The 22,224-nt window shown below is 59.1% G+C and carries 15 protein-coding genes; 7 read left to right on the forward strand and 8 right to left on the reverse strand.

Annotated elements, in window-relative coordinates; all coding sequences use genetic code 11:
• Positions 1-378 precede the first annotated feature (378 nt).
• On the reverse strand, positions 379-1,491 hold the full coding sequence (locus tag K227x_RS12595) for a 3-oxoacyl-ACP synthase III (protein WP_145169896.1): 1,113 nt from the start codon (positions 1,489-1,491) through the stop codon (positions 379-381).
• 508 nt (positions 1,492-1,999) lie between these two features.
• Here K227x_RS12595 and K227x_RS12600 point away from each other — a divergent pair.
• Positions 2,000-2,749 carry a gamma-glutamyl-gamma-aminobutyrate hydrolase family protein gene (locus tag K227x_RS12600; protein ID WP_145169898.1) on the forward strand — a complete coding sequence of 250 codons (750 nt, stop codon included), beginning with the start codon at positions 2,000-2,002 and terminating at the stop codon, positions 2,747-2,749.
• A gap of 878 nt (positions 2,750-3,627) precedes the next feature.
• Here the strand turns inward: K227x_RS12600 and K227x_RS12605 are convergent.
• The 7 genes from K227x_RS12605 to K227x_RS12635 form a co-directional block, all read right to left on the reverse strand.
• Complete coding sequence (locus tag K227x_RS12605) at positions 3,628-4,101, reverse strand: hypothetical protein (protein ID WP_145169900.1); 474 nt, start codon at positions 4,099-4,101, stop codon at positions 3,628-3,630.
• 72 nt (positions 4,102-4,173) lie between these two features.
• Positions 4,174-4,947, reverse strand: a complete 774-nt coding sequence (locus tag K227x_RS12610; RefSeq protein ID WP_218933965.1) for an SDR family NAD(P)-dependent oxidoreductase — start codon at positions 4,945-4,947, stop codon at positions 4,174-4,176.
• A gap of 198 nt (positions 4,948-5,145) precedes the next feature.
• On the reverse strand, positions 5,146-6,042 hold the full coding sequence (locus K227x_RS12615) for a MotA/TolQ/ExbB proton channel family protein (protein WP_246146766.1): 897 nt from the start codon (positions 6,040-6,042) through the stop codon (positions 5,146-5,148).
• Complete coding sequence (locus tag K227x_RS12620) at positions 6,039-7,952, reverse strand: GTPase (protein ID WP_246146767.1); 1,914 nt, start codon at positions 7,950-7,952, stop codon at positions 6,039-6,041. The genes K227x_RS12615 and K227x_RS12620 overlap by 4 nt, the downstream gene beginning before the upstream one ends.
• Positions 7,949-10,057, reverse strand: a complete 2,109-nt coding sequence (locus tag K227x_RS12625) for a hypothetical protein (RefSeq protein WP_145169902.1) — start codon at positions 10,055-10,057, stop codon at positions 7,949-7,951. The genes K227x_RS12620 and K227x_RS12625 overlap by 4 nt, the downstream gene beginning before the upstream one ends.
• Before the next feature lie 4 nt (positions 10,058-10,061).
• A complete protein-coding gene (locus K227x_RS12630; RefSeq protein WP_145169904.1) occupies positions 10,062-12,326 on the reverse strand; it encodes a serine/threonine protein kinase in 2,265 nt (754 codons plus the stop codon).
• Between the two features lie 9 nt (positions 12,327-12,335).
• A complete protein-coding gene (locus K227x_RS12635) occupies positions 12,336-14,624 on the reverse strand; it encodes a DUF1592 domain-containing protein (protein ID WP_246146768.1) in 2,289 nt (762 codons plus the stop codon).
• A 303-nt stretch (positions 14,625-14,927) separates the two neighbouring features.
• Between K227x_RS12635 and K227x_RS12640 the strand changes: the two genes are divergently transcribed.
• The 6 genes from K227x_RS12640 to K227x_RS12665 are packed head-to-tail and all read left to right on the forward strand — an operon-like array spanning position 14,928 to position 21,855.
• Positions 14,928-16,577 carry a hypothetical protein gene (locus K227x_RS12640; RefSeq protein WP_145169908.1) on the forward strand — a complete coding sequence of 550 codons (1,650 nt, stop codon included), beginning with the start codon at positions 14,928-14,930 and terminating at the stop codon, positions 16,575-16,577.
• On the forward strand, positions 16,574-17,620 hold the full coding sequence (locus K227x_RS12645) for an AAA family ATPase (RefSeq protein WP_246146769.1): 1,047 nt from the start codon (positions 16,574-16,576) through the stop codon (positions 17,618-17,620). The genes K227x_RS12640 and K227x_RS12645 overlap by 4 nt, the downstream gene beginning before the upstream one ends.
• A gap of 51 nt (positions 17,621-17,671) precedes the next feature.
• A complete protein-coding gene (locus K227x_RS12650) occupies positions 17,672-18,547 on the forward strand; it encodes a DUF58 domain-containing protein (RefSeq protein WP_145169912.1) in 876 nt (291 codons plus the stop codon).
• Positions 18,548-18,579: 32 nt separating this feature from the next.
• The gene (locus K227x_RS12655) at positions 18,580-19,677 is read left to right on the forward strand and encodes a protein BatD (RefSeq protein ID WP_145169914.1); all 1,098 of its coding nucleotides are present in this window, start codon (positions 18,580-18,582) and stop codon (positions 19,675-19,677) included.
• Positions 19,677-20,810, forward strand: a complete 1,134-nt coding sequence (locus tag K227x_RS12660) for a vWA domain-containing protein (protein ID WP_145169916.1) — start codon at positions 19,677-19,679, stop codon at positions 20,808-20,810. Before K227x_RS12655 ends, K227x_RS12660 begins: the two co-directional genes overlap by 1 nt.
• 31 nt (positions 20,811-20,841) lie before the next feature.
• Positions 20,842-21,855 (forward strand): VWA domain-containing protein, encoded by a 1,014-nt coding sequence (locus K227x_RS12665; protein WP_145169918.1) that lies wholly within the window; start codon positions 20,842-20,844, stop codon positions 21,853-21,855.
• The last annotated feature ends 369 nt before the right edge of the window (positions 21,856-22,224 follow it).

Genomic DNA, 22,224 nt, shown 5'->3' on the forward strand with positions numbered 1-22,224 from the left:
ACGAATTGCGAGTCACGCTAAATAGCGGATCTCGCTAGTCAACGAATCAAGCGGGCCAGCGAATCAGGCCGGCCAGCGAATTCGATCTGCCCGGCTTGCCGATGGTCGGTTCATGCGGTGAAGATTCCCGCCGGATCGCCGGATCGCCGGATCGCCGGATCGACGTGTTCGCCGGCCCGACGTGTTCGCCGGCCCGCCGTGTTCGCGTGGCCGCCTGACACAGCGAGGGGGGCAGGCTCCTTGGCTCAGGTTTCTTAGCCCAGGTTTCTTGGCTGAGGTTTCTTGGCTGAGGTTTCTTGGCTGAGGTTTCTTGGCTGAGGTTTCTTGGCTGAGGTTTCTTTGCCCAGGTTTCTTTGACTCGGCGGCTCGCCCGGCTCGTTAGGTTCCGGGTTTTGCGGCGGTGGTCAGGCCTAGTTCCGACGCCAGGTTCCCGCCGACGGGGGTGTTGCCCCAGGTCGACGCCAGCATGACGCTGTTGATCCCCGATCCGATACCTAGCATGGCGGCCCGGTTTCCCGGTTGCAGCTCACCTGCGACCGCTGCGGCGGCTAGCGTCAACGGCAAAGCGACCGACCCGGTATTGCCCAGGCGTGGGAAGGTGATGCTGTCGCGTTCGATCGGCAACCCCATCGCTTCCAGCATCGCGGCGCGGTGGCGGGATCCCACTTGGTGGCACACCGATCGGTCGATTTGATCGCGGTTCCAACCCGACTGGTCGATCAATTGTTCAAACGCAGCGGCGCCGGTCGCGATCCCTTCGGCCATCAGCCGTTCGGAATCGGTGTCCATCAACGGCGCCATCTCCGATCCGGCGGTGTCCTGGTTGCTGCGGCAAAGATCGTTGAACTGAGTCCGCGAATGGGCGATCGCAGCCTCGATCGACGTCCCGCCTTGGGACAGCCGGCGATGGCAAAGCAGCCAGGCGCAGCTGCCCGAACCGATCGTCAGGGATGCGAAGGCGGGCTTCACCGATTTGCGAGTGATCGATTCATCGGCGTTCAGCGTCGCGATCGTTTGTTCCAGCAGCGGGCGGCTGTTTTCGGTTCCCACCACGATCCCGGCTTCGATTGCCCCGGCTTCGATCATCAATGCGATCTGGACGGCCCCGTTGATCAGGCCCAGGCAGGCGTTGGAGACGTCATAGACCCAGCAGCGATCGTCCAGTCCGATCCCATGGTGAACCCGCGACGCCGTGGCGGGCTCTAGAAAGTCACGGCAAACGCTGGCGTGAATCAGGCAGCCGATTTGGCTGCGGTCGATTCTGCAGTGGTCGATCGCCTGGTTGGCACTGCGGATACTCGGTTCGCTGGGCATGGTCCCCGGTTGCCAAACCCGCCGCTCGGCGATCCCGCTCATCAGCTCCAGCCGACCTTCGGGCAACTTCAAACGCTGATACAGCGGCTGCAACCGATTCTCGATCGATTGGCTGGTCCAGGTTTCTTCAGGGATTTCCGCACCGATCGACTCGAGGCAGACATTAGCAAATCGCACGCTTTAGCCTAAGTATTGGAAAACACGGATGTTTCGTGGATTGTACCGGACCAACACCTGCACAAAAAGGATCCCGCACCGATCACTTGCTAGCATTGTTTTGCAATGCTAGCACGACGGGTAGTGCTAGCGTTCGTGGTGGTGGGGAATATGTAGATAAGGTTTGGTTGGTTTGAAATCGCTTTGTACGCTCACGCACCAACAAGGACGAGGCCATGTCACCTCGCCCAACCAGCCCAAGGAATAAGGTTTAACAACGACGAGTAAGCTCTCAAAGACATCTTTTCTTTCACGTTTGAAATCCTGGGCGGGCACCAAAATCGGAGTCCAGGCAACGTATCGAGAAAGCGTCTTTGAATTGCCCGTCGATTCGGAATGAATCCGACTGCTGCCGTTTGACTGGCAGGCGTTGGAACAGACTGAGTTGAATCTTGTTCTCCTCGAGTTGGTCGATGCAAGACGATTTTGCATCTCCATATCGTTCGCGAATTCGAAGAGGACCTTCCGGATGTCGAATAAACCACTTATCGGAATGAACGCCGATTACCGCGCTGCCGCCCGCAATATGCCGGCCTACAGTTACATCGCGGCCGGCTACTTTCAGTCCATCATTGCAGCCGATGGCATTCCTGTGGTGATTCCACCCATGGACGATCCCGTCTCGATCAGTCGAGTTCTGGATTCACTTGATGGGTTCGTGATGATTGGCGGTGCCGATTTGGACCCGCGAAACGACGGCTTCATGCTGCATCCTAGCGTCCGGCCACTCGATCCGGTCCGCGAAACAAGCGATCGACTGCTGATGGCAGACATCGCCGAACGCCGTATGCCGGTCATGGGAATCGGTACCGGGATGCAATTGCTGAACGTACAACAGGGCGGAAACCTATTCCTGCACCTGAAAGAGGACTTGCCATCGGCAGTGCCTCACCATGATCCTCAAGACGCCAATCACCGTCACACGTTGGATGTGGTAAGCGATTCATTGATCGGTCGTGTTTACGGCGACGGCGAAATCCGCGTCAGCAGCCGGCACCATATGGCGATTGACGAAGTGGCACCGGGTTTCCGAGTGACCGCACGATGCCCCGATGGCGTGATCGAAGCGATCGAAAGCGAAATGATGGACTGGTTTGCTCTGGGCACCCAGTTCCACCCCGAATGTGGTGCAGCATCCGCCTTGGATATCCGCATCTTCGAAGAATTCGTTGCCGGCGTCCTAGAACGATCCGAACAAGATCTGCGATTGGTTGCTTAGAAACAGATTGCTTCGCAAATTAGGACACCACCCCCCATGCGGTGTTCCCTTGTCCAAAGTCAGTTTTGATCGAAACGGGCTCTGCCCATCGGTCCAGTAAAAGGTCAGTGTCGTTGTCCCCCGCAAATGAGATTGCCCGCAATGAAGCGGGGCTGCTGGGGATCCAGATAGAAAAGTATAGGAGAAGATTCTTCCGCTGAGGAAGTGACGGGTCGCACGGATGTGACCTTTTGCCAAGTCGACAGTTGTGACTCGGGTTGATTCGTTTTGTTCTAGCGCACGGACTCGCGCATCCATCGCTCAGCGATGGTTTAGCCATGCAAGATGCAACGGCAGGATGACACGAATAGACGACCTTAGTTCGATCACGGACGATCAAGATTCACCGCAGGATGCACTGAATCACACATGTCGAATTGGCGTTAGCCAGGATGGCTCTGAGGCCGGACGCGCAGCGAGTCGAAGCGCGTCCGGCCTCTTTTTATGCGCCAACATCAACCGCAAGCACCAGCGGGAGAGAAACCGCTGAGTCAGCAGGCGGTGGTGATCGGGGGCTGGGTGCTGGAGCGTTGAAGGTGGTGGAGCGTTGAAGGTGGTCCGCTGTGCTGTCTTCGGTAGAGCGAAAAGAGAAGTTCGAGTTCGAGTTTAAGTTCGAGTTTAAGTTGCTTGCTGGATAGCAGTCCCGAAACTTAAACTTAAACTTAAACTTAAACTTAAACTCGAACTCGAACTCGAACTCGAACTCGAACTCGAATTCGAATTCGAACTCAAACTCACGCCCCAGCCGGCCTTTCATCGCTACCGTTCCGCCAAACGCGATGACATCGCACCATCGCGGGGAGGCGGCGATCGCGGTCGGGGCCGTTAGATCGCGGCTATCAGATCGGGGCGACGACCTGCTGTTCGGCAGCGGGAACTCCGCGGACCTTGGCGAAGCCGGAGATTCCAACGATGATCGCCGCAAGGATGACTAGCACGGTCAGCCATTTCTTTCGCTGCTTGCGAAATCCAGCCAGTTTCTCGCTGCGGCCAACCAAGGCGGCGGCCAAGAAGAACACGACCAGAGCCAACAGCATTTTGATGCCGATCAGCATGTGGTACGTGCCGTCGCCTTTGTGTTGGCCGGCGGCGCGATAGAAGTTGTAAAAACCGCTGACCAGGAACAGGGTGACTCCGATGTGGACAAACTTTTTCCAGCGTCGGGTGATTTCGGCACCGAGTTGTTGGTGGGGCGAATCGTCCAGCTGACTCGCCGAGGGCAGAAGCACCAGCAAGGTAAAGATGCTGCCACCGACTAGAGTGATGGCGGTGCCGACGTGCACGATTCGTGAGAGAACATCGATCCAAAGCATGGAAGGTTTGGCCTAGCGAGAGAGAAGTGGGGCAAATTTGCGTGCTGCGGTTCACGCGTCCAAAGCGAAGGTCTACCGCGCCGTCCATCCGCCGTCGACGACCAGCATGCTGCCGGTGGTGTAGCTGGCGGCGTCGCTGGCCAGATAGATCGCGGCCCCTTGGATTTCTTCCATACGGCCCCAGCGGTTCAGCGCGACAGCGCCGACGATGTGTTTTTTGGCCTCTTCCGTATCGGCGATCGGCTCGTTCATCGGAGTCAGAAACGGTCCGGGGCAGATCGCGTTGACGGTGATTTTCTGAGGTGCCAGTTCCAGTGCCAGCGCCCGCGTCATCTGCACCACGGCGCCCTTGCTGGATGCATAAGGCGTTCGGTTGGCGAGCCCGACGATCCCCAGCGTGCTGGCCAGGTTGATGATTCGGCCATGCCCATGGAGTTTCAGTTCAGCAATCGCCGCTCGCGACGTGATCCAAACGCCATCAACATTGACCTGTTGGACGCGGCGGAAATCGTCCAGGCTAAGTTCGTTGATCGGGCCGCGGACGTTGATCCCCGCATTGTTGACCAAGATATCCAGTCGGCCGAAGTAGTCGACCGCTTGCTGGATCATCAGTTCGACGGCTGGTTCGTCGGTGACGTCGGTTTCAAATGCGATCGCGTCGACGGAGAAGTCTTTGCGAATTTGGTCGGCCGCCGATTCCGCTTCATCTGCGTGCCGGCTGACGACAGCGATCCGGCATCCGGCCGAAGCCAAGCCGGCTGCCATCGCAAACCCCAACCCCTTGGATCCACCCGTGATGACGGCCGCGCGGCCTGTGAGGTCGAACTGTTTAATTCCGGGCAGCATAATCAGGTTTCCAATCGTTTCTCGTTGAACCGCGTGCCCATCGGGCCGCGCGCCGATGGGCGACAATCGCCCCGTGTTCTCGGTGCGCTGACGGCCCCAATCCGCCCAGCTTGTGACCGGACTCGCACACTGGAGTTTGACAGATACGCGGCTGCGCGCCCACGACGAGGAGGTCGATCCCCGACGTCTCCGTCATTGCTAGGCAGGGGGTCGATCGGGACTTGCTGGCGGCTGGTTTGGTTTCGCTGGTGGGGGCTTGGTCGCGCCGGGGGGGCCAGCGTTTCTGGGGCCCATATTCTTCGGACCACCATTCTTCGGACCACCATTCTTTGGGCCAGCCGTTGCAGAGGCGGCAGGCTGGGGGCCTGGGGTTTTCGCGATCGCCGGGGTAGCACGAGCGCGGTTGGTTTGGCGGCGTTTGATGGGGGCCAGGGCGTGTTGGCTTTGGTACGCGACTTCGGCGATCAGCGAATCGACACGGTTTCGGCACACCGCATAGACTCCCAGCGAAGGGATGGCGACGATCAGTCCGCCGACCGTCGTGACCAGCGCTTGATAGATCCCTTCGGCCAGATCGCCCGCGCCCGCAGCGCCACGTGTGGTGGCAACCTGTTGGAAAGCGAAGATCATCCCGGTGACCGTGCCTAGCAAGCCGACCATGGGTGCGATGTTGCCAATCACCGACAGGTATTCGATTCGCCGCATCAGCCGCGCGGCCTGGCCAGCCAGTGAATCTTCCAACGCCTTTTCCACCTCGGTCCAACCGAATTCCAGTTCCGACAATCCCGACAACAACACGACGCTCAGCACACTGGGGGCGCGCCGGCACGCGGCATCGGCATCTGCCACGCGTCCAGTCAGCAGGGATTGGCGGACAGCATCGCTGACACCGTCGGGCACGATTTCGCTGCGTCGCAACGTCATCACCTGATCGAACAACAGGTACGCTGCCGCAACGGACAATGCAAACAAGATCAGCAGGATGATCACGCCGACGATACCGCCGGACAGCAGGATTTCGGTCCATCCATTGCCGCTGTCAGCAGCGACGGCATTGGCAGCATCCGCGCCTGTTTGGGCGACCAGGTCAATCATGTCGTCTCCGTGTCGGCAGCGCCGGCGGACAATAGAAATTCAGCGTCAGCCAGCAGGGGTTCGTCCCACCGCAGTCGCAGCACTCCGTCGCGTTGCAATTGTTCGATGGCGTCGTGGTGATGGTCGCGGATCTGCAGTTCAGCGCGACGCACTCGCGATCGGCTTTGGGCGACCGACAGGACGATCATGGCGAACAGTGCGGTCGGCAAGACGGACAGGATCAGGCTGGTCAACATCATTGCAAAGTCGGGTCTGGGGAACGAATCCAGGTTGCCCGAAAGATCTCGCAGCGTCGCGTAGCTGGCGTCAAAATAGCCGCGGTACAGTGCGATCACGGGGCCGGCCATCAGGAACCAAAAGATCGCCGTCCCAATCAACCCACACAGGATCGCGGGGGTGCGTGAAATCGAAACGCGGTCGACAGCATCTTCGAAGATCCGTTGCGATCGTTCCTGCAGCGTGTCGATTCCCGAAAGGTAGGCGACCTGGCCACGCGACGGTTCGTCGGTCAGCGACGAGGCATGTTTCTTTCCATCGCGAAGCGCCGCGACCTCGTCACGAAAGCGAATCGCAAGCGGGCCCAGTCGGTCGGCGACCGCGGCGTCGCTGCGTTTGCGTAGTCCATCGCGGACGTCGTCCCGTGCGTCACGTTCGCTGGTCAGGTTCTTGGTCGAAGTCCAAACGGCGCTGACCAACGAAGGCAGCGATCCCGAAAGAGACATCAGCACGCGATCCCACGCGCCATGGGTCAAGTTCAGGATGCCCAGCTGAGTCCGGTAGGGGAACCAAAATGCGGCGGTGTCGTTCAAGAGGGAAAGACGCAGTCGCGACCGCACGGCGGCTTGCAGCGATCCGCCGCTGCCGACCAACGATTCGGCGACCTCCAGTGGCAACTTTCTAGCCTCGTCGTTCAGCCGACGGACCGCAGCGGTTAGGTCGGGCAGTCGGTCGCCCAGGACCGAGTTCAGTGCGGATCGAAACCGAGCATCCATCGCAGAGAGTCGCGTGCTGCGGCGACGATCGCCTTCCCAGGATTCGCCGATTTCGGTCTGTAAACGTTCGGCCACCGTCTCGGCCGCCGCTTGTCCCACCGCCGCCTCGGTCTGGTCGCCGATGTCATAGTCTTGGATGATCACCGGTGACACCACGCGGCTGGTCGGTGCGGCCTTTCGCATGCGGGCGACGAAGGCGTCGATGTCCGAGTCCAGCATCGAGTCGTTTCGGACCGCATTGACGACGGGGATCACGATTGTTCCCTCGCTAGCCTCGGTCAGCATGGCCACCGTTTCGCTTCGCAGTTGCTCGCGTCGTACCATCAACAGCAGCACGCCGGCCATCGACAGTGCGCGTCGCGCGACCGCAGCAATGGCCGGTCGATCATCGGTCGCCCCCGGTGCGTCGACCAACAGATAGGGCATCCCGATCGATTGCATTTTCGCGGCCGAACAGTGAATGAACTGTTCGTTTCGCAGGTCCAGATCGGCGGGCGGGAACGGTCCAACCCAAACCAATTTTTCGGTGGCTTCGTCCAGGTTGTTGCCGCTGCGGATGGCGGATTCGGCAGCCGATCCGCGCACCAGCTGGCGAATCAGCCACGATTTGCCTTGCCCGGTGGCCCCCACGACGGCGATCACCGTGCTGCCTTGACTGCGATCTTCCAAGATCATTCGTCGTGCTTCGGCATGTTGGTCACAAAGTTCTAGCACTTCGCGGCCGGCCGGGCTGTCGCCCAACACATGCGCCGTCGCACGACGAACGCGTGTCAGGAATTCATGCCCCGGCTGCCCCAGGTGGCCAACGGGTGCGCCGGAGTTCCCAGAGGCGGATGATGGAGCGGAATGGGGCGATGGGCCAGCCGACGAACCCGTTTGCGAGCCGCCGGAATCCGATGATGAAATGAATGGGTTCACTTGGCTGATGGTCCGCCTCGGGGTAACACGTTTTTCAGTTCACGCTGGAATTCGTCGCGGACGCGGTACAGCGCAAGCGTCGGCCCGTAAGCTTCACGGGTAACGATTTTGGACGCGACCAATTTTTCGTTCAAACCTCTGACCTTGATCGACGGCATCTGCGTCTGTCTGGCCACACCAAAGGTATCGCAAAGCACGGCGTGAAAATCGGCCAACTGTTGCCGCGCCGCTTGTTGGCCAACGCTGCGAGTGCTCTGTCCACCCGCCCAAATGGTCGCGTACGCACCCAGCCCCAAGGCGGCGAATAGTTCGGGGATCGACGCGGACGCGATCACGGTGGTGCCGAAATCTAACGGGATCATCAGCACGCCAGCCAGCGCCGCCAAAGTCGCAGCAAGCGGGGTCAATCCGGCAGCCAGTTTTTTGTGCGCCGGTACCTCGCTCCACATCTTCGTAACCGCTTCGTCCAGACGACGCGGATCCAGCGATGTGAAGTCGTCGCGTTCGAATCGAAGGATCGCGGCTTCCGCGGCTTCCAACCAACGTTGCCGATCCTCGGGGTTGGTCATCGCTGGCCAGTGTTTCAACGAAGTTTCCCCACCGTAACGATCGATCGCATGCAGCAAACGTTCGGGAGTCATCAATCCGCCGTACTCGCCGCGGCGAAACTTGTCTTTGATTTCACCGGCGGCTCGTTCAGCAACGGCCGATGGAGTCAGTTGTCGAACGAAATCGCCCGCCCCGCCAAACACGCGGCGCATTTTCGAATTCAATCGCACGCCCCACCGTGCGTACCACGGCGCGGTCACCGCGAACGATTCTGACAATTGGCGAATGATCCGCTCGCTTTGATGCAATCGCAGTTCGGTGACGTCGCCGCCCAGTTCTCGATGGGCAAAGAAATCCAACGACGTCTGCAGCAAGCAATCTTGAGCCTTGGCGGTCAACCCAACCGATGCATCGGCGTCCTTGTCGATCCGCGAAAAACCATTGTCCCAGACTTCGCTGCGTAAACTGTTCTGGAGCGCTAGCCGGAACTTTTCAAACAGGGCTCCGCGGTCCAATCGGGCTGGCATGGCCGACAACAGTCGGTCATCGGCGATCGCCGCCGGTGGGTTCTGGTCTGCGTCTTCCGATACCGAAAAGAACACGGGCATGGGGTCCGCATCGGGATCCAGCGCCGGTGCCGCGGACGTGCCGCTGCGGGGGATGAATGGACCGCTGGTGGGGATCTCGAAATCGTATGCCGCGTAGATCGTTTCGATGCCATGGGCCCGCGCCAACGGCGAGAACGTTTCGTGCACCAGGTCCGGCGTCTGCTTGGGACGAACCTTGTTGACCGCCAACATCCGCGGCACGCCGGGCATCAGGTCCGCGGCGATTCGCAGCAGGTCACCCAAGGTTGCGTCGCGGGATGATTCGGCGCTGGTGACGACCAGGAACGCCGAACACAGGGTTGCCGCACGCCCCAGCAGGACGCGTCGCTCGGACGGGGATCCCAATTGTAAATCTGCATCCGAAACGATGTCGGGACAATCCAGCAATCCGATGCCGGCCTCGTCCAGCGCCGTGTCGGTCGCCACTAGCGGGACGGTCAACGCATTCCCATCGCCGTCGCGGTTGTTGTACTGCTGATGCGCCTGATCGGGATCGTCGCTCAGCATTTCCGGCGGACTGCCAACGGCGTCGCCGATCCGTGCCATCAACAGTCCCCATAGTTCAGCGTCGTTGCGCCAAGCCGACGGCAACCACAGCACGAACCGGTGGGTACCTTCGCTGTTGCTGCTGCCACGCAGAGTTCGCAACCGCCCCGCGCGGCTCAGAAAAGTCGCAACCAACGACGTTTTGCCGCTGTTCAGCATTCCGGCGATGGCGACCGTGGGCCACTGGGCCAACTTGGCGGCGGTTTGCAGTTTACGCCCCGCCGACATCAGATCGGCCATGGCTTTGGCGTCCAATCGCCTCAGCGCGCTGAGGTAGCTTTCGCGTCCCTCACTTGGGTAGGTCCGCTCTATTGCCGCGCGTCGATCATCGTCTTCCAGCAGCGAAAGCAAGCTGGACCAATCGATGGATTCGTCTTTTAGGCCTCGAAAAGATCCAAACATAGGGCTAATGCGCGGTCGTGATCGCTTCTCCATCGCTGTTAGGGGGACTGTCGTGGGTTCCGTCGGTGTCCGGTCGACCCTCGCGTGTGGGCCTATCGTCCAGTACAAGGGACCACCAACGCAAGGCGTCCATATCATCCCAATGACCGGCGTCATCGCAACTGCGCAGCGCAGCCGCCAAATCGTCCACCGAATGCGGCCTCTGATCCGGGTCTTTTCGCAAACAGCTCATCAGAACGTTCTGCAGGTCGTCCGGCAACTTCCGGTTGATCCGTTGGGACGGTCTCAGCGGGTCTTCTTTCAATTGTTTCATGCACACATCCACCGATGTATCGCTGTCGAACATCGGTACGCCGGATAGCAGTGCGTACCCGACCCCACCGACCGCATACAGATCGCTGCGTTGGTTCGACGCCGTTGCGTCGCGAACGGTTTCGGGCGACATGTACATCGGTGTGCCCGTGATCCCATCGCTGGTCGTCAATCCAAGTTCGGCGGAACTGGCGACCACGTCTTTTACCAACCCAAAATCCAACACCTTCAGCACATCGTGCATGCCGGGTTCGGTACTGATCATCAGGTTGGCCGGTTTGATGTCGCGGTGAATGATCCCGCGCCGATGGGCTTCGGAAAGCGAGCCGCAGATCTGCAGTAGCAGATGGATCACACGGGCCGGTGGTTGCTTGCCATACCGATCGACCAATCGTTGCAATGTGATTCCCTTGATGTATTCCATCACATAGAACAGGTCGCCCGCATCGGTTCGCCCAAAGTCGTACAGGTCGATGGTGTTGGGATGCCGCAGACTGGCCGTCAATTGGGCTTCGCGTTCGAATCGCGACACCGACACGCTGTTCTGTGATGCGCTGCCAAGGACTTTGATCGCGACTTCGCGGCCCAGCAGGTCGTGACTGGCTCGGTACACCGCACCCATTCCGCCGCGGCCCAAGGATTCCCCCAGCTGGTAATGGCCAATCCGTCGCTGTTGTTTTTGCGCCGTTCGCAGTCGCTTTCCCATTCGGCGCAGCAGCATCGCAAGGGCGATTAGAAATCCAGCGGCCAAGGATGCCACCACCAACAAAGCCAATAGCAATCGGTTCATCAGGTTCAGCGGTGCGTAGGCTTCTTCGGCGTTCATTTCCGAAGCCAACCCCATCGAATGGTTGCCCAGCCACGTCCACGCACCGACGACCTGGACGCCGCGATAGTCGTTGTATCCGCTGACGTTTTCGCCCGTACCGCCTCGGGTCGCTTCGTCGGCCATCACGGTCAGCGGCAACTCGGCCAATGACAAGTTGCTGGGGGTGGACTGCGTGATGTCGATGCCCGGATCACGAACCGCGACTCTTAGCGGGCTGCGGATCGCGGATTCGGACCCCAGGATCTTGGCTGCCCGCAACTGGGTTTCGAAACGGCTTTCGCTGATCAGCCAACCTCTGGAATCGAAGGCATAAACTTCGCCAGTCTGGCCGATCCGCGAAACCTGCAATAGTTGACTGGGCGGGCCCGAGGGGTCGATCAACAGTGCCAGCGTCCCAACCCACTGTTTCTGGTCCACGATCGGTGCCATTGCCGCCATCAATGCCGAACCGGCAATCGACAGGGGGCCGTCACTTTGGATCGCGATCGGACATGCGAATCCGGGGCTGATCGCTGGCTGCCCCAACCTTGCCTTTTCAGTGGTGGCTGCGGGAATCAGGAACGATTGTCCGATCAAAGCGGGGATCGACGAAGCGACGATATGGCCTTCGCGGTCAAGCAGCGTCCATCCGACATAGATGTCCGGTGCCCAGCCATCATCGATCGCATCGAGCGCAGGCCTGTTCCCTGCATCGTCGGCGGACCACTGGAACCTCTGCACCGATTCGGCGATCAATTCGGCCGATGCTTGTTGGATCCCAGGGGCCGCAGTGATGCGTTGGACCTCCCGTTGCCGATCGGAAAGCCACTGATCCAAGATGACGACGTTGGTCGCCAAATTGCTGCGCATCAAATCGCCGACCCATTGCCGCATCGACACGCGGAGCACCCAGACGACTGTCAAGGCAACCACGATCAGGGCGATCGCAAACATCGCGGCGATCCAGGGCCCGAGCTTGCGAGCCAGAGCGCTGGTCGGATGATTCAACGTCCACAACGTCTGCGCGATCGCGCTGTTGGACACCGATCCACCGGAAACCGATCGATGGGAATGGGTGCCCGACGGATCAGCCCGGTCCATCAAATGGCTGGCCAGAGCCGTTTCGATCTTGTTGAAAATGGAACGCATGGCACCAGCCTACTCGCGATGACCCTGTTTCTGGAACGGCTCGCTTTCGATGATCGCGACCAACAGGTACGCAAACTTTCCATCGGCTCGGTCGACGTCGGCGACAATCTGGTCGATCGCACACTTGTCGTAGTATTCGGTGCCTCGGCCGAGTCCGTAGATCAGCAGCTTTTCCGCCAAGCAGCGAACGAACTGTTCCCGACGATCGGTCGATAGCAACCGGCGAAGGTCTTCGACTCCCTTGAACTCAGTGCCGTCGGGCAACGCGCCGGATGCATCGATCTCGTCACGCCCGTCTCGGCTCCGCCATTGGCCAACGGCATCAAAGTTCTCCAATGCAAACCCCAGCGGATCCATCATGTTGTGGCAAGCTGCACAGGCTGGGTTGTCGCGATGCTGTTCCATCCTTTGGCGAAGCGTTCCGACCAATCGGCTCTTTTCCAATTCGGGAATATTCGGCGGCGCCGGCGGTGGAGGCATGTTCAGCAGGTTGTCCAAGATCCACTTGCCGCGTTTGACCGGGCTGGTGCGAGTCGGGTTGCTGGTGACGGTCAGAATGCTGGCGTGGGTTAACAGGCCTCCGCGCGGTGTGCCGGCTAGCGAGACTCGCCGGAAATGATCCCCGCTGACGCCGGGGATGCCGTAGTACTTGGCAAGCGTTTCGTTCAGATAGGTGAAGTCGGCGTCCAGCAAGGTGGTGACCGGCAAGTTGCCTCGCATCACGGCCGCAAAGAACGTCAGGGTTTCGCGCCGCATCAGTTCGCGGACTTCGTCGTCGAAGGCTCGAAAGATACGCGTGTCGGGATTGACGTTGTCCAGATTACGAAGCTGCAGCCATTGGCCCGCAAAGTTTTCGACAAAACGGTTGCAGCGAGGGTCTCGCATCATCCGTGCGACTTTGTCCAACAGTTTTCGTCGGTCGCGAATTTCACCGCGATGGGCTAGCAGCAACAGTTCGTCGTCCGGCATGCTGCTCCACAAGAAATACGAAATTCGCGTGGCCAGTTCATAGTCGCTGATCGGTGGCATTTTGCCCGATGGGCCGATCGATCGGTGCTGTTCGACTTTGAACAAGAAATGCGGGGACACCAGAATCGCTTGCATCGCGACCTGCAACCCTTCCTCGTAACTTCCGCCTTCCTGGCGAACGGTTTGGGCCAGCTGCACCAAACGTTGAACTTCGCCTGCGGTGGCCGGTCGTCGAAACGCACGGCTGGCAAATCGGCTCAGCACGGCCGCTGATGCTTGGTCCTCGGAAAGCTTCTCACCAGGATTCGCAAACACGATCCGCCGGTGGCTGGGTGGTAACTTTTCGGTGTCGATGAACATCGGTCGACGTTCCTCGCCCCGCACGTGCACGTGATGCAGGTGAAGATTGCGGTCCTGGCCATCTTTGTAATAGTCGTTGATGAAACTGATGTCGATCTTGCGAGTTCCCTTGCCAAGCCGCATCGTTACTTCGTAATCGGCAGCGTCTTTCTCGGGGACATCGATGATCTTTTCGAATCGACCACTCTGGATGCTCATGCGACACGGATCGGGACCGCCTTGGTCGCCGGATGCTGTGATCGTGATGGTGTAATTGCCACCGAATGGCAGCGTTGGCTGCAGCGATACCGTGCCGTTGCTTGCGATCACCACGCGACCGCTACCGCCGCCATGGTCTTCGGCGCCGATCAGGTCGGACGCTGTTTTGTCCAGTTCGTAGATCTCGCCGGGCGGAGGCGTGTAGATGGCTTTGCCGCTGATCACTTCGGCCGCGTCCAGATACTTTTCAATCAGCACCGGTGGCAAAGACAACACGTCACCGATGTTGTCGAAACCGTATCCAACATCGTCGCCGGGGAATCCATCGGATGGTTCGTAGTCGACGTCGGTCAGGTCGCGGATGGTATTGCGATATTCGATCCGGTTCAGACGCCGCAGCGCGACCTTGCCCGCGTTGGGGTTCTGGACACAGTCAACCGCATTGGCAAGTTCGTCGATCAATTTTTCCATGCGCAGGCGGTTGGCCGCGTCCATCATGTCGCCATCGGCCGGCGGCATCGATCCCAATCGAACCTGGGCCAAGGCACGGATCCACAGGTCCCGGTTCTTGGTGATATCGAGTGCCGAGTGCGTATCGGCCAGCGACACTTCGCTGCCCTCGTCATGACAATCCAAGCAATAGGTCCGCAGCAACGGCACCAACGATTCGTGAAAGGCCGATTCACGCGCTGCATCGTCGGCATTCGCGATCGTCAAGCAACCAAGGATCGCCCAAATTAGGGCAGCAGTCGTGGGGCGAAAAGCGGTCACGAAGAATCGATTCGTTCGAGGACAGATGGCGTCTACGGGCATAGCGGGCACACAATCGCAGGCTGTTCAGTTACCGCTGCCATTCTAGTCTCTTTCGTCACCAAACACGCTGGTCGTCGCAGCTTGTGCAACCGATACAAACCGACTTGCAGTGAAAAGGTCGCTTTGGACGCCTGGCAGCGGTCTTGCAACCTGCACCAACATTGCATCCAGGGGAAACGGGCGAATCTGCGTTCCGGATTTGGAACCGGACTCTACAATGGGGGTGGCTTGTCATCCCCTCTCCGTCGGTCACGCGTTTTCATGACTCAGACTATCGAAATCAAATGTCCCAAGTGTGGGCTGATGCTTCGATTGCCGCAGCCTCGCGGGCGGTCGCAAGTGGTTTGTCCCAAGTGCCAGCGAAAGATTGGCTTGTCGGCCGAAGGGAAGGTGATCAGTGCTGCGCAGTTAGATGAATTTGCCAATCTGCCAGCGCCGGTGGTCGCCAAGGCAGCGCCTAGCCGCCCCAAAAACTTCACCGCCGCCCCTGCCCCGGTTCGCCCGCAAGTGGAAACGTCGCCCAAGCCGCCGCCGGGTACCTTTCACGCTCCGCTGAATCTTCGCCCTGCCCGAAAGACACCGGCTTGGGTCAAGAAATTGATCGTGCCCAGCATCTGTTTGGCGTTGACGATGATCGCCGCGGCGGTCTTGTATTCCTATCGCGATTCGATTCCGCTGGCCAAGTACTTGCCGATCGAATCGATCGTGGCATCGATACCGTTGATGGACTCTCATGAAAAAGTGCTGAACGAATTGGGCGACGTATCCGATTCGTCAGTCGAATTGCTGCGCAGTTTGCGGGACGCCAATGGTCCCGGTGACGAACAGGCGATGTCCAAAGCGGTGGTGTCGTTGGTTCGGATGAAGGACCGCTGTGAAGATTTGCGTCGCCGCGCGGTCGCTCTGCCACCGGCCAGCGAAAGTCAGTGGGTGTCGCTGATGGAGTGGATGGAGTCGAAGTCCGAGGCAAAGAAGCAAGAACTGAAGACGTCCGTCGACAACACACCAACGCGGACCCCGTCGCGAGTGGCTCAGTCGGCGGCATTTCGTCAGGCCGCCATCGACTTGATGTTTGCGCTCTCCGATGCGGGCGATACCATTCGTTCGGCCTGGAAACCGATCCCCGAACCAACGTCGCGCGAGGAAACCATCGAGTACGAAGCGTTGATGGCGAAACGGTCGATCTGGCAAGCGGTAGTCAGTGCCGAAAGCGAAGCTGACTATCTGGCGATTGCGGACGCGTACGAAGCTGCCGCGGATCAATTGGACGCATTGTTGCCTCGGCTGGAAAAACTGGCGCCCAACAAGGCGATGTACTCCGTCGGTTCGCCCTATTTTGGCGAGTCGCTTTCCTTGGACAGTGGCATTGCGTTCGGATTGCAGCCGCTGGAAAAACAGTTCGGTGACTTGGATCAATCCGCTGTCGATCGCTATTCGATCAGCTTGTCACGGTTGACCCAGGTCGGGACACCCGGTGGGTATGGGGATTCCATGGTCGGTGGGCCGCCGCCCGGTGGCCCCGGTCGGCCGGGATCCCGATCAGGACCCAACGGCTCTGGCCGGCCCGTTTATGCTCCACCGCCTGGGTTTCATAGTGTGCCACTAGAAGAACGCATCGAACGTGCGATCCGTGGAATCCGCGCTCATCATCCGATCGATCGGACCGTGCTGATCAAAGTCGACAATCGCGTGGATGGGCCGGAGGGCGACAAACTGGTTGATTCACTCGAACAAGCCGTCCAGGCCAGAGGTTCGGCATCGTTTGGATTCGGGACAACGGGATTGATCGCGCTGTTCGGTCCGATGACTGTCCAGGCGACCGCCGATGCGGTGGATTGGGCAGACGTGTTGTCGATCGACGAAAATCAGCGCATGATTCACGTACGAACCAAGCCAAAGCTGCCAGAATGATTGATCCCATGCATGACGCTTCATCCACACCTGACAACAACACTCCGGCCGCGGGCCACGAAAGCCTGGCCCAACTGACCGCCGAAATCGAGATTCACAGCGAACCTTTCCGGCGCTTGATCAACGAAGTGGGCAAGACGATCGTTGGCCAAGAAGGGCTGATTGGACGAATGGTGATCGCGCTGTTGGCCGGTGGCCACCTGCTGATCGAAGGCGTTCCCGGACTGGCCAAGACGACTGCGGTGGCGTGTCTGTCCAAAGGCATCAGCACCAGTTTCCAGCGGCTTCAGTTCACCCCCGACCTGTTGCCGGCTGACCTGATCGGGACGCAAGTCTATCGGCCTCAGACGCAAGAGTTTGTGGTTCAGAAAGGTCCGATCTTTGCCAACATGATCCTGGCCGACGAAATCAACCGGGCGCCGGCCAAAGTGCAAAGCGCCCTGTTGGAAGCGATGCAAGAACGGCAGGTGACGATCGGCAGCGAGACGTTCTTTTTGGAAGAACCATTCTTGGTGATGGCGACCCAAAACCCGGTCGAACAAGAGGGCACTTACCCGCTGCCCGAAGCCCAGATGGACCGCTTCATCATGAAGGTGGTCGTCGACTATCCCAACCGCGATCAAGAACTGCAAATTCTGCGGCGAATGTCGAAAACCAATTCGAAAATCGAAGTGGAATCGGTCACCACGCCCGCGGAAATCATGACGGCCCGCGAATTGGTGGACCGCATCCACGTCAGCAGCCCCGTCGAAGAGTACATCGTGGACCTGGTGATGGCCACGCGGAACCCGGCCGCCTACGGAATGGATCTGGCGGAATTGATCCAATACGGGGCGTCGCCCCGAGCCACGATCAACCTGACATTGGCGGCGAAGGCCAATGCGTTCCTCAGCGGCCGCGCCTATGCGACCCCCGAAGACGTCAAAGCGATCGCGATGGATGTGCTGCGGCACCGCGTCATCATCACCTACGAAGCCGAAGCGGAAGAAAAAACGGCCCAGGACATCGTTCGAACCATCTTGCAAACCGTCCCCGTTCCCTAGTATCCCAGCGTCGGTTTCCCACTCCCTGCACTCCCCCCACCCCCGCACAACATGATTCCTCGCGAAGTGATGCAGAACATTCGCCGGATTCAAATCAACACGTCGCACGTCGTGGACGATTTGCTGGCCGGTGGTTGGCATTCGGCGTTCAAAGGACGCGGAATCGAATTCGAAGAAGTGCGTCCCTACCAAGTTGGCGACGATATCCGAACGATCGATTGGAACGTGACGGCGCGTGCGGGCGAGCCGTTTGTCAAACTGTTTCGCGAAGAACGCGAAATGTCGGTCATGTTGCTGGTCGATCTCAGCGCGTCCCAGTCCTTTGGCAGCCATCATCAGACCAAACGCGAATTGGTTACCGAACTGGGGGCGACGTTGGCGTTCAGTGCCATCAAAAACAACGACAAAGTCGGTTTGACCCTGTTCACCGATCAGATCGAAAAGGCCTTGCCACCTCGCACCGGAACGCGGCACGTGCTGCGTTTGATTCGCGAACTGCTGTATTGCGATCCCATTGGCCGTGGCACCGACCTTCGCGCCGCGTTGGATCACCTGGGCCGAACCGCTTCGCGCCGCAGCGTGGTGTTTCTGATCAGCGATTTTCAAGACGAGGGCTTCGAACGCACTCTTCGTGTCACTCGCCGCAAACACGACGTCGTGCCGATCCAAATCGTCGATCGTCACGAAGTCACGATGCCCAACGTCGGGTTGATTCGGCTTCGCGATCCCGAATCGGGCAAGACGGTTTCGATCGATTCGTCCAGCCGTCGGCATCGGCGTGCCTACGCCGAACTGATGGCCGCACGGCAGGCGTCCACCGATGCCATGTTTCGTAAAATGCGGATGGAACCGATTCGGATTTTCACCGGCGAAGACTACGTCGAACCGCTGCAGCGATTTTTTCGTCGTCGGGAGTCGCACGCGTGATTCATGGTTCAGGATGTCATATCGTTGCACGCGTGATCGTGATAATCTTGCTGGTCAACTCGTTCGCCTGGGGTGATTCGACACCTCAGACGATCATCGACGGCCCGGTGCGAATGGAAGTCAGCGTCTCCCGAACCGAGACCGCGATTGCTGTGCCGGTGACGATGACGGTTCAAATCGAATCGCCCAAAACGACCAAACTGCAGCCGCCCGCGATCGAAGCATCGTTCGGGGATTTCCAGGTCGTTGACCAAACTGCCGTCGGGCCTCTGCCGGTGGACGGTGATCCCAATCGCACGATTCATCGATACTTGTATCAGCTGGAATCGCTGCAGTCGGGAACTCTGGTCGTTGCTCCGATCCATTTTGGTTACCAGATCGCTGATGCCCCCATGGCGGCCGCGTACAGCCACATTGACACAAACCAAAATCGAAGCGGGACATTGGTTAGCCGTCCGATCCAAATCGATGTCGCTAGCTCGCTGGCACCCGATGCGGACCTGACCGACGTTCGCCCCTTGAAACCGATGGTGGTACTGCCGGAAAAGCGACCAACCGACCTCAGGTGGTGGGGACTTGGCTTGGTGATCGGGCCAGCCATCTTGGCGGCCTTCCTGTGGCGACGTCGACGACCGCGACCGGCCGACAAACTTGCGATGGCCCAAATCCACCGAATCGAATCCGAGGTAGCCAATCGCCAAATCAGCGGCGATCAAGGGGCACAGTCGTTGGCCGTCGCACTTCGTCGCTTCATCCAAGATCGCCATGCGATCCCAGCCACGGCGATGGCGACATCGGAATTGGTCACGGCCGTCGGCGAACTTGGCTGGCCGCAGGACCAGGTTGCAATTTTGAAATCGTTTTTGGGGTCCATCGATCAACGTCGCTTTGCAGCGTCCCGCTTGGGGGCGGATACAATCGACGCGGATGCTAACGATGGTCCGTCGGGGCAGGATCGTTTTGCCGGTCAGTGTCAGACCGTTCGCCAGATCGTCCGCAGCGTTTCGATCCAAAACGTCCCGGCTGTTTCGCGGTCATCTGAATCGCGGTCCTTTCGGTCACCGTCATCTGGTTCACGATCAAGTCAATCACCATCCACTGGCCCGTCGTCCAATAGCGAGGCCGAGTGATGTTTTTGCACCCGTGGTGGTTCACCCTGTTGCCGATCGTCCCCTGGCTGGCTTGGCGGATGTGGTCCGGTCGCGACCGCTCCGCACTCGGTTTCAGTTCGGTGGTGACTTCCTGGAACCAACGGCCGAGTTTGCGTCAGCGACTGGCCTGGTTACCCGCTGTCCTGATGCTGGTTTCGTTGACGCTGATGATCATTTCGCTGGCTCGTCCCCGCTATGGAAAGGATCAAACGATCGTGACCAGCGAAGGCATTGCGATCGAATTGGTCGTTGATCGCAGCGGGTCGATGAAGGCGCTTGATTTCCAGATCGATGGTCGCAATGTGGACCGTTTGACCGCGATCAAAAACGTCGCGTCGAAGTTCATCTTGGGTGATGAATCCAGCCCGATGGTCGGCGATGACGAGGAATGGGTCTCTGGGCGGGTCAGCGATATGATCGGCTTGGTTACCTTCGCAGGCTATGTCGACGCGATCACTCCGCCAACGCTGGACCACGGATTTTTGGTGGCCTCGTTGGAAAATACCGAGATCGTGACCGAACGGGATGAGGATGGAACGGCGATCGGCGACGCGATCAGTCTGGCCGTCGACAAACTTAGCTCGTTGGGACGCCAGGATCGAAAACAGGACGACGACGCAACCGCCAACGAATCTTCTACCGGTCAGGGCAAGGTGATCATCTTGTTGACCGACGGCGAAAACACGGCGGGGCAGATTGATCCTGCCGAAGCGGCCGAATTGGCCAAGGCGATGAACATCAAGGTGTATACGATCGGTGTAGGCACCAAGGGACAAGCACCCTACCCCGTCCGGCGACGACGCTCGGGACAGATTGTGGTCGACTATTTCCGCGTCAACATTGACGAAGAAACGCTAAAGATGATCGCCGACACGACTGGCGGCAGGTACTTCCGGGCCACCGATACCGCGTCGCTGGAAACGATCTACGACGAAATTGATCAACTGGAAAAGACCAAGGTCGAAACGCAGCGGTACACCGATTTTCGAGAAATGGCGGTCCAGTCGGTGCGGATCGGCGGTTGGTGGATTCCGCCAATCTTGGGCGTGGCACTTGCTTGTTTGACCACGGGCGTGCTGTTGTCGTTGACCGTGTTTCGCAGATTCAATTGACTCCGGCTGAGAAGGTTTACGGTTACACGGAATGAACATTCGCGACATCGAAGTGGGGGCGATCGGCAATCTAGTCCTGCTGGGATTGGTGGTTCTGGTGTGTGTCGCTGGTCTGCTGGGTCTCTGGGCCAAACGACGGGCGATTGCTCGTTTCGCGACCCCAGACGTCCGTGGCCGATTGCTGGGCCGGAGCTCGCTTTGGCGTGATTGGTCCTTCGTGCTGTTGTCGGCGCTGACGATGGCATTGCTGGTGTTGTGTTTGGTGGATATCCGCTGGGGGCAAGTCAGCCGATCGGTCCCGCAAAAAGGGATCGAACTGATGTTTGTGTTGGACGTCTCTCGCAGCATGTTGGCCGAAGATGTGACGCCCAATCGGCTGCAGCGGGCCAAGCAGATGATTCGCGACGTGGTCGACGAAATGGCTGGTGATCGCGTCGGATTGGTGCTGTTTGCCGGCGAAGTCAAACAGCAGATCCCGATGACCAGCCACTATGACGACTTCAAAGAACGTCTCGACGAAGTGGGTGTCGAGGACATCGTGCGAGGCGGATCGCGTTTAGGCGATGCGATCCGAGTCGCTGCGACCGGTTACTTGACGAAAACGAACGAGCATAAGGCGATGGTGCTGCTGACCGACGGCGACGATATGGAAAGTGCTCCGATCGAAGCGGCGAAGGCAGCGAACGCTGAAAATGGCGTGACCATTTTTACGATCGGCCTGGGGGACCTCCAGCAAGGAGCCCGAATCCCGGTGCGGACGCGGGCCGGGCGTGATTCGTACATGCAGTACGACGGAGAACAGGTGTGGTCCAAATTGAATCAAGAGGTGCTGTCCAAGGTGGCAACCGCAACAGGCGGCGCCTACATCCCGGCTGGAGTCAAACAAGTCGACATGGCCAGCGTCTATCACGGCTACATCTCTGCGATCGAGCAGCAGGAATTTGAAACCGCCAAGGTCAGCGCCTACGAAGCCCGGTTCGCCTGGTTCCTGGTCCCCGCAATCGCACTGATGGTGCTCCAGCTCGCGACAACGAAAATGCCGTAGCCCGCCCGCATCAACCAAGCTCAATACCAAAACTCGTACTCGTACCCCGCCCAAACCTGCGGCCAAAAAGAACGCGATCACCGTCCGAACCATTCTGATGCGGATCAGCCGCTGTCGCGAAGCGTTCTCCAGCCCGTGTCAAAGGGCGAGATGCTGCGTTGCTTCGGTGGAACGCGAAGAAAAGTTCGAGTTCGAGTTTCAGTTCGAGTTTAAGTTGCGTGCGGGAGAGTGGTCCGAGAACTGGTGCTCGAACTTAAACTCGAACTCGAACTCGAACTCGTACCCCGCCCAAACCTGCGGCTAAAAAGACGATGACCGTCCGAACCATTCTGATGCTGATCGGCCGCTGCCGCGAAGCGTTCTCCAGCC

Origin of the sequence: Rubripirellula lacrimiformis (genome assembly GCF_007741535.1) — a bacterium.
GTDB classification, from domain to species: domain Bacteria; phylum Planctomycetota; class Planctomycetia; order Pirellulales; family Pirellulaceae; genus Rubripirellula; species Rubripirellula lacrimiformis.

Coding starts and splice junctions, on each gene's coding strand:
- K227x_RS12600 (WP_145169898.1), top strand. CDS start 2,000: ATGTCGAATAAACCACTTATCGGAATGAACGCCGATTACCGCGCTGCC.
- K227x_RS12605 (WP_145169900.1), bottom strand. CDS start 4,101: ATGCTTTGGATCGATGTTCTCTCACGAATCGTGCACGTCGGCACCGCC.
- K227x_RS12610 (WP_218933965.1), bottom strand. CDS start 4,947: ATGCTGCCCGGAATTAAACAGTTCGACCTCACAGGCCGCGCGGCCGTC.
- K227x_RS12615 (WP_246146766.1), bottom strand. CDS start 6,042: ATGATTGACCTGGTCGCCCAAACAGGCGCGGATGCTGCCAATGCCGTC.
- K227x_RS12625 (WP_145169902.1), bottom strand. CDS start 10,057: ATGTTTGGATCTTTTCGAGGCCTAAAAGACGAATCCATCGATTGGTCC.
- K227x_RS12630 (WP_145169904.1), bottom strand. CDS start 12,326: ATGCGTTCCATTTTCAACAAGATCGAAACGGCTCTGGCCAGCCATTTG.
- K227x_RS12640 (WP_145169908.1), top strand. CDS start 14,928: ATGACTCAGACTATCGAAATCAAATGTCCCAAGTGTGGGCTGATGCTT.
- K227x_RS12645 (WP_246146769.1), top strand. CDS start 16,574: ATGATTGATCCCATGCATGACGCTTCATCCACACCTGACAACAACACT.
- K227x_RS12650 (WP_145169912.1), top strand. CDS start 17,672: ATGATTCCTCGCGAAGTGATGCAGAACATTCGCCGGATTCAAATCAAC.
- K227x_RS12660 (WP_145169916.1), top strand. CDS start 19,677: ATGTTTTTGCACCCGTGGTGGTTCACCCTGTTGCCGATCGTCCCCTGG.
- K227x_RS12665 (WP_145169918.1), top strand. CDS start 20,842: ATGAACATTCGCGACATCGAAGTGGGGGCGATCGGCAATCTAGTCCTG.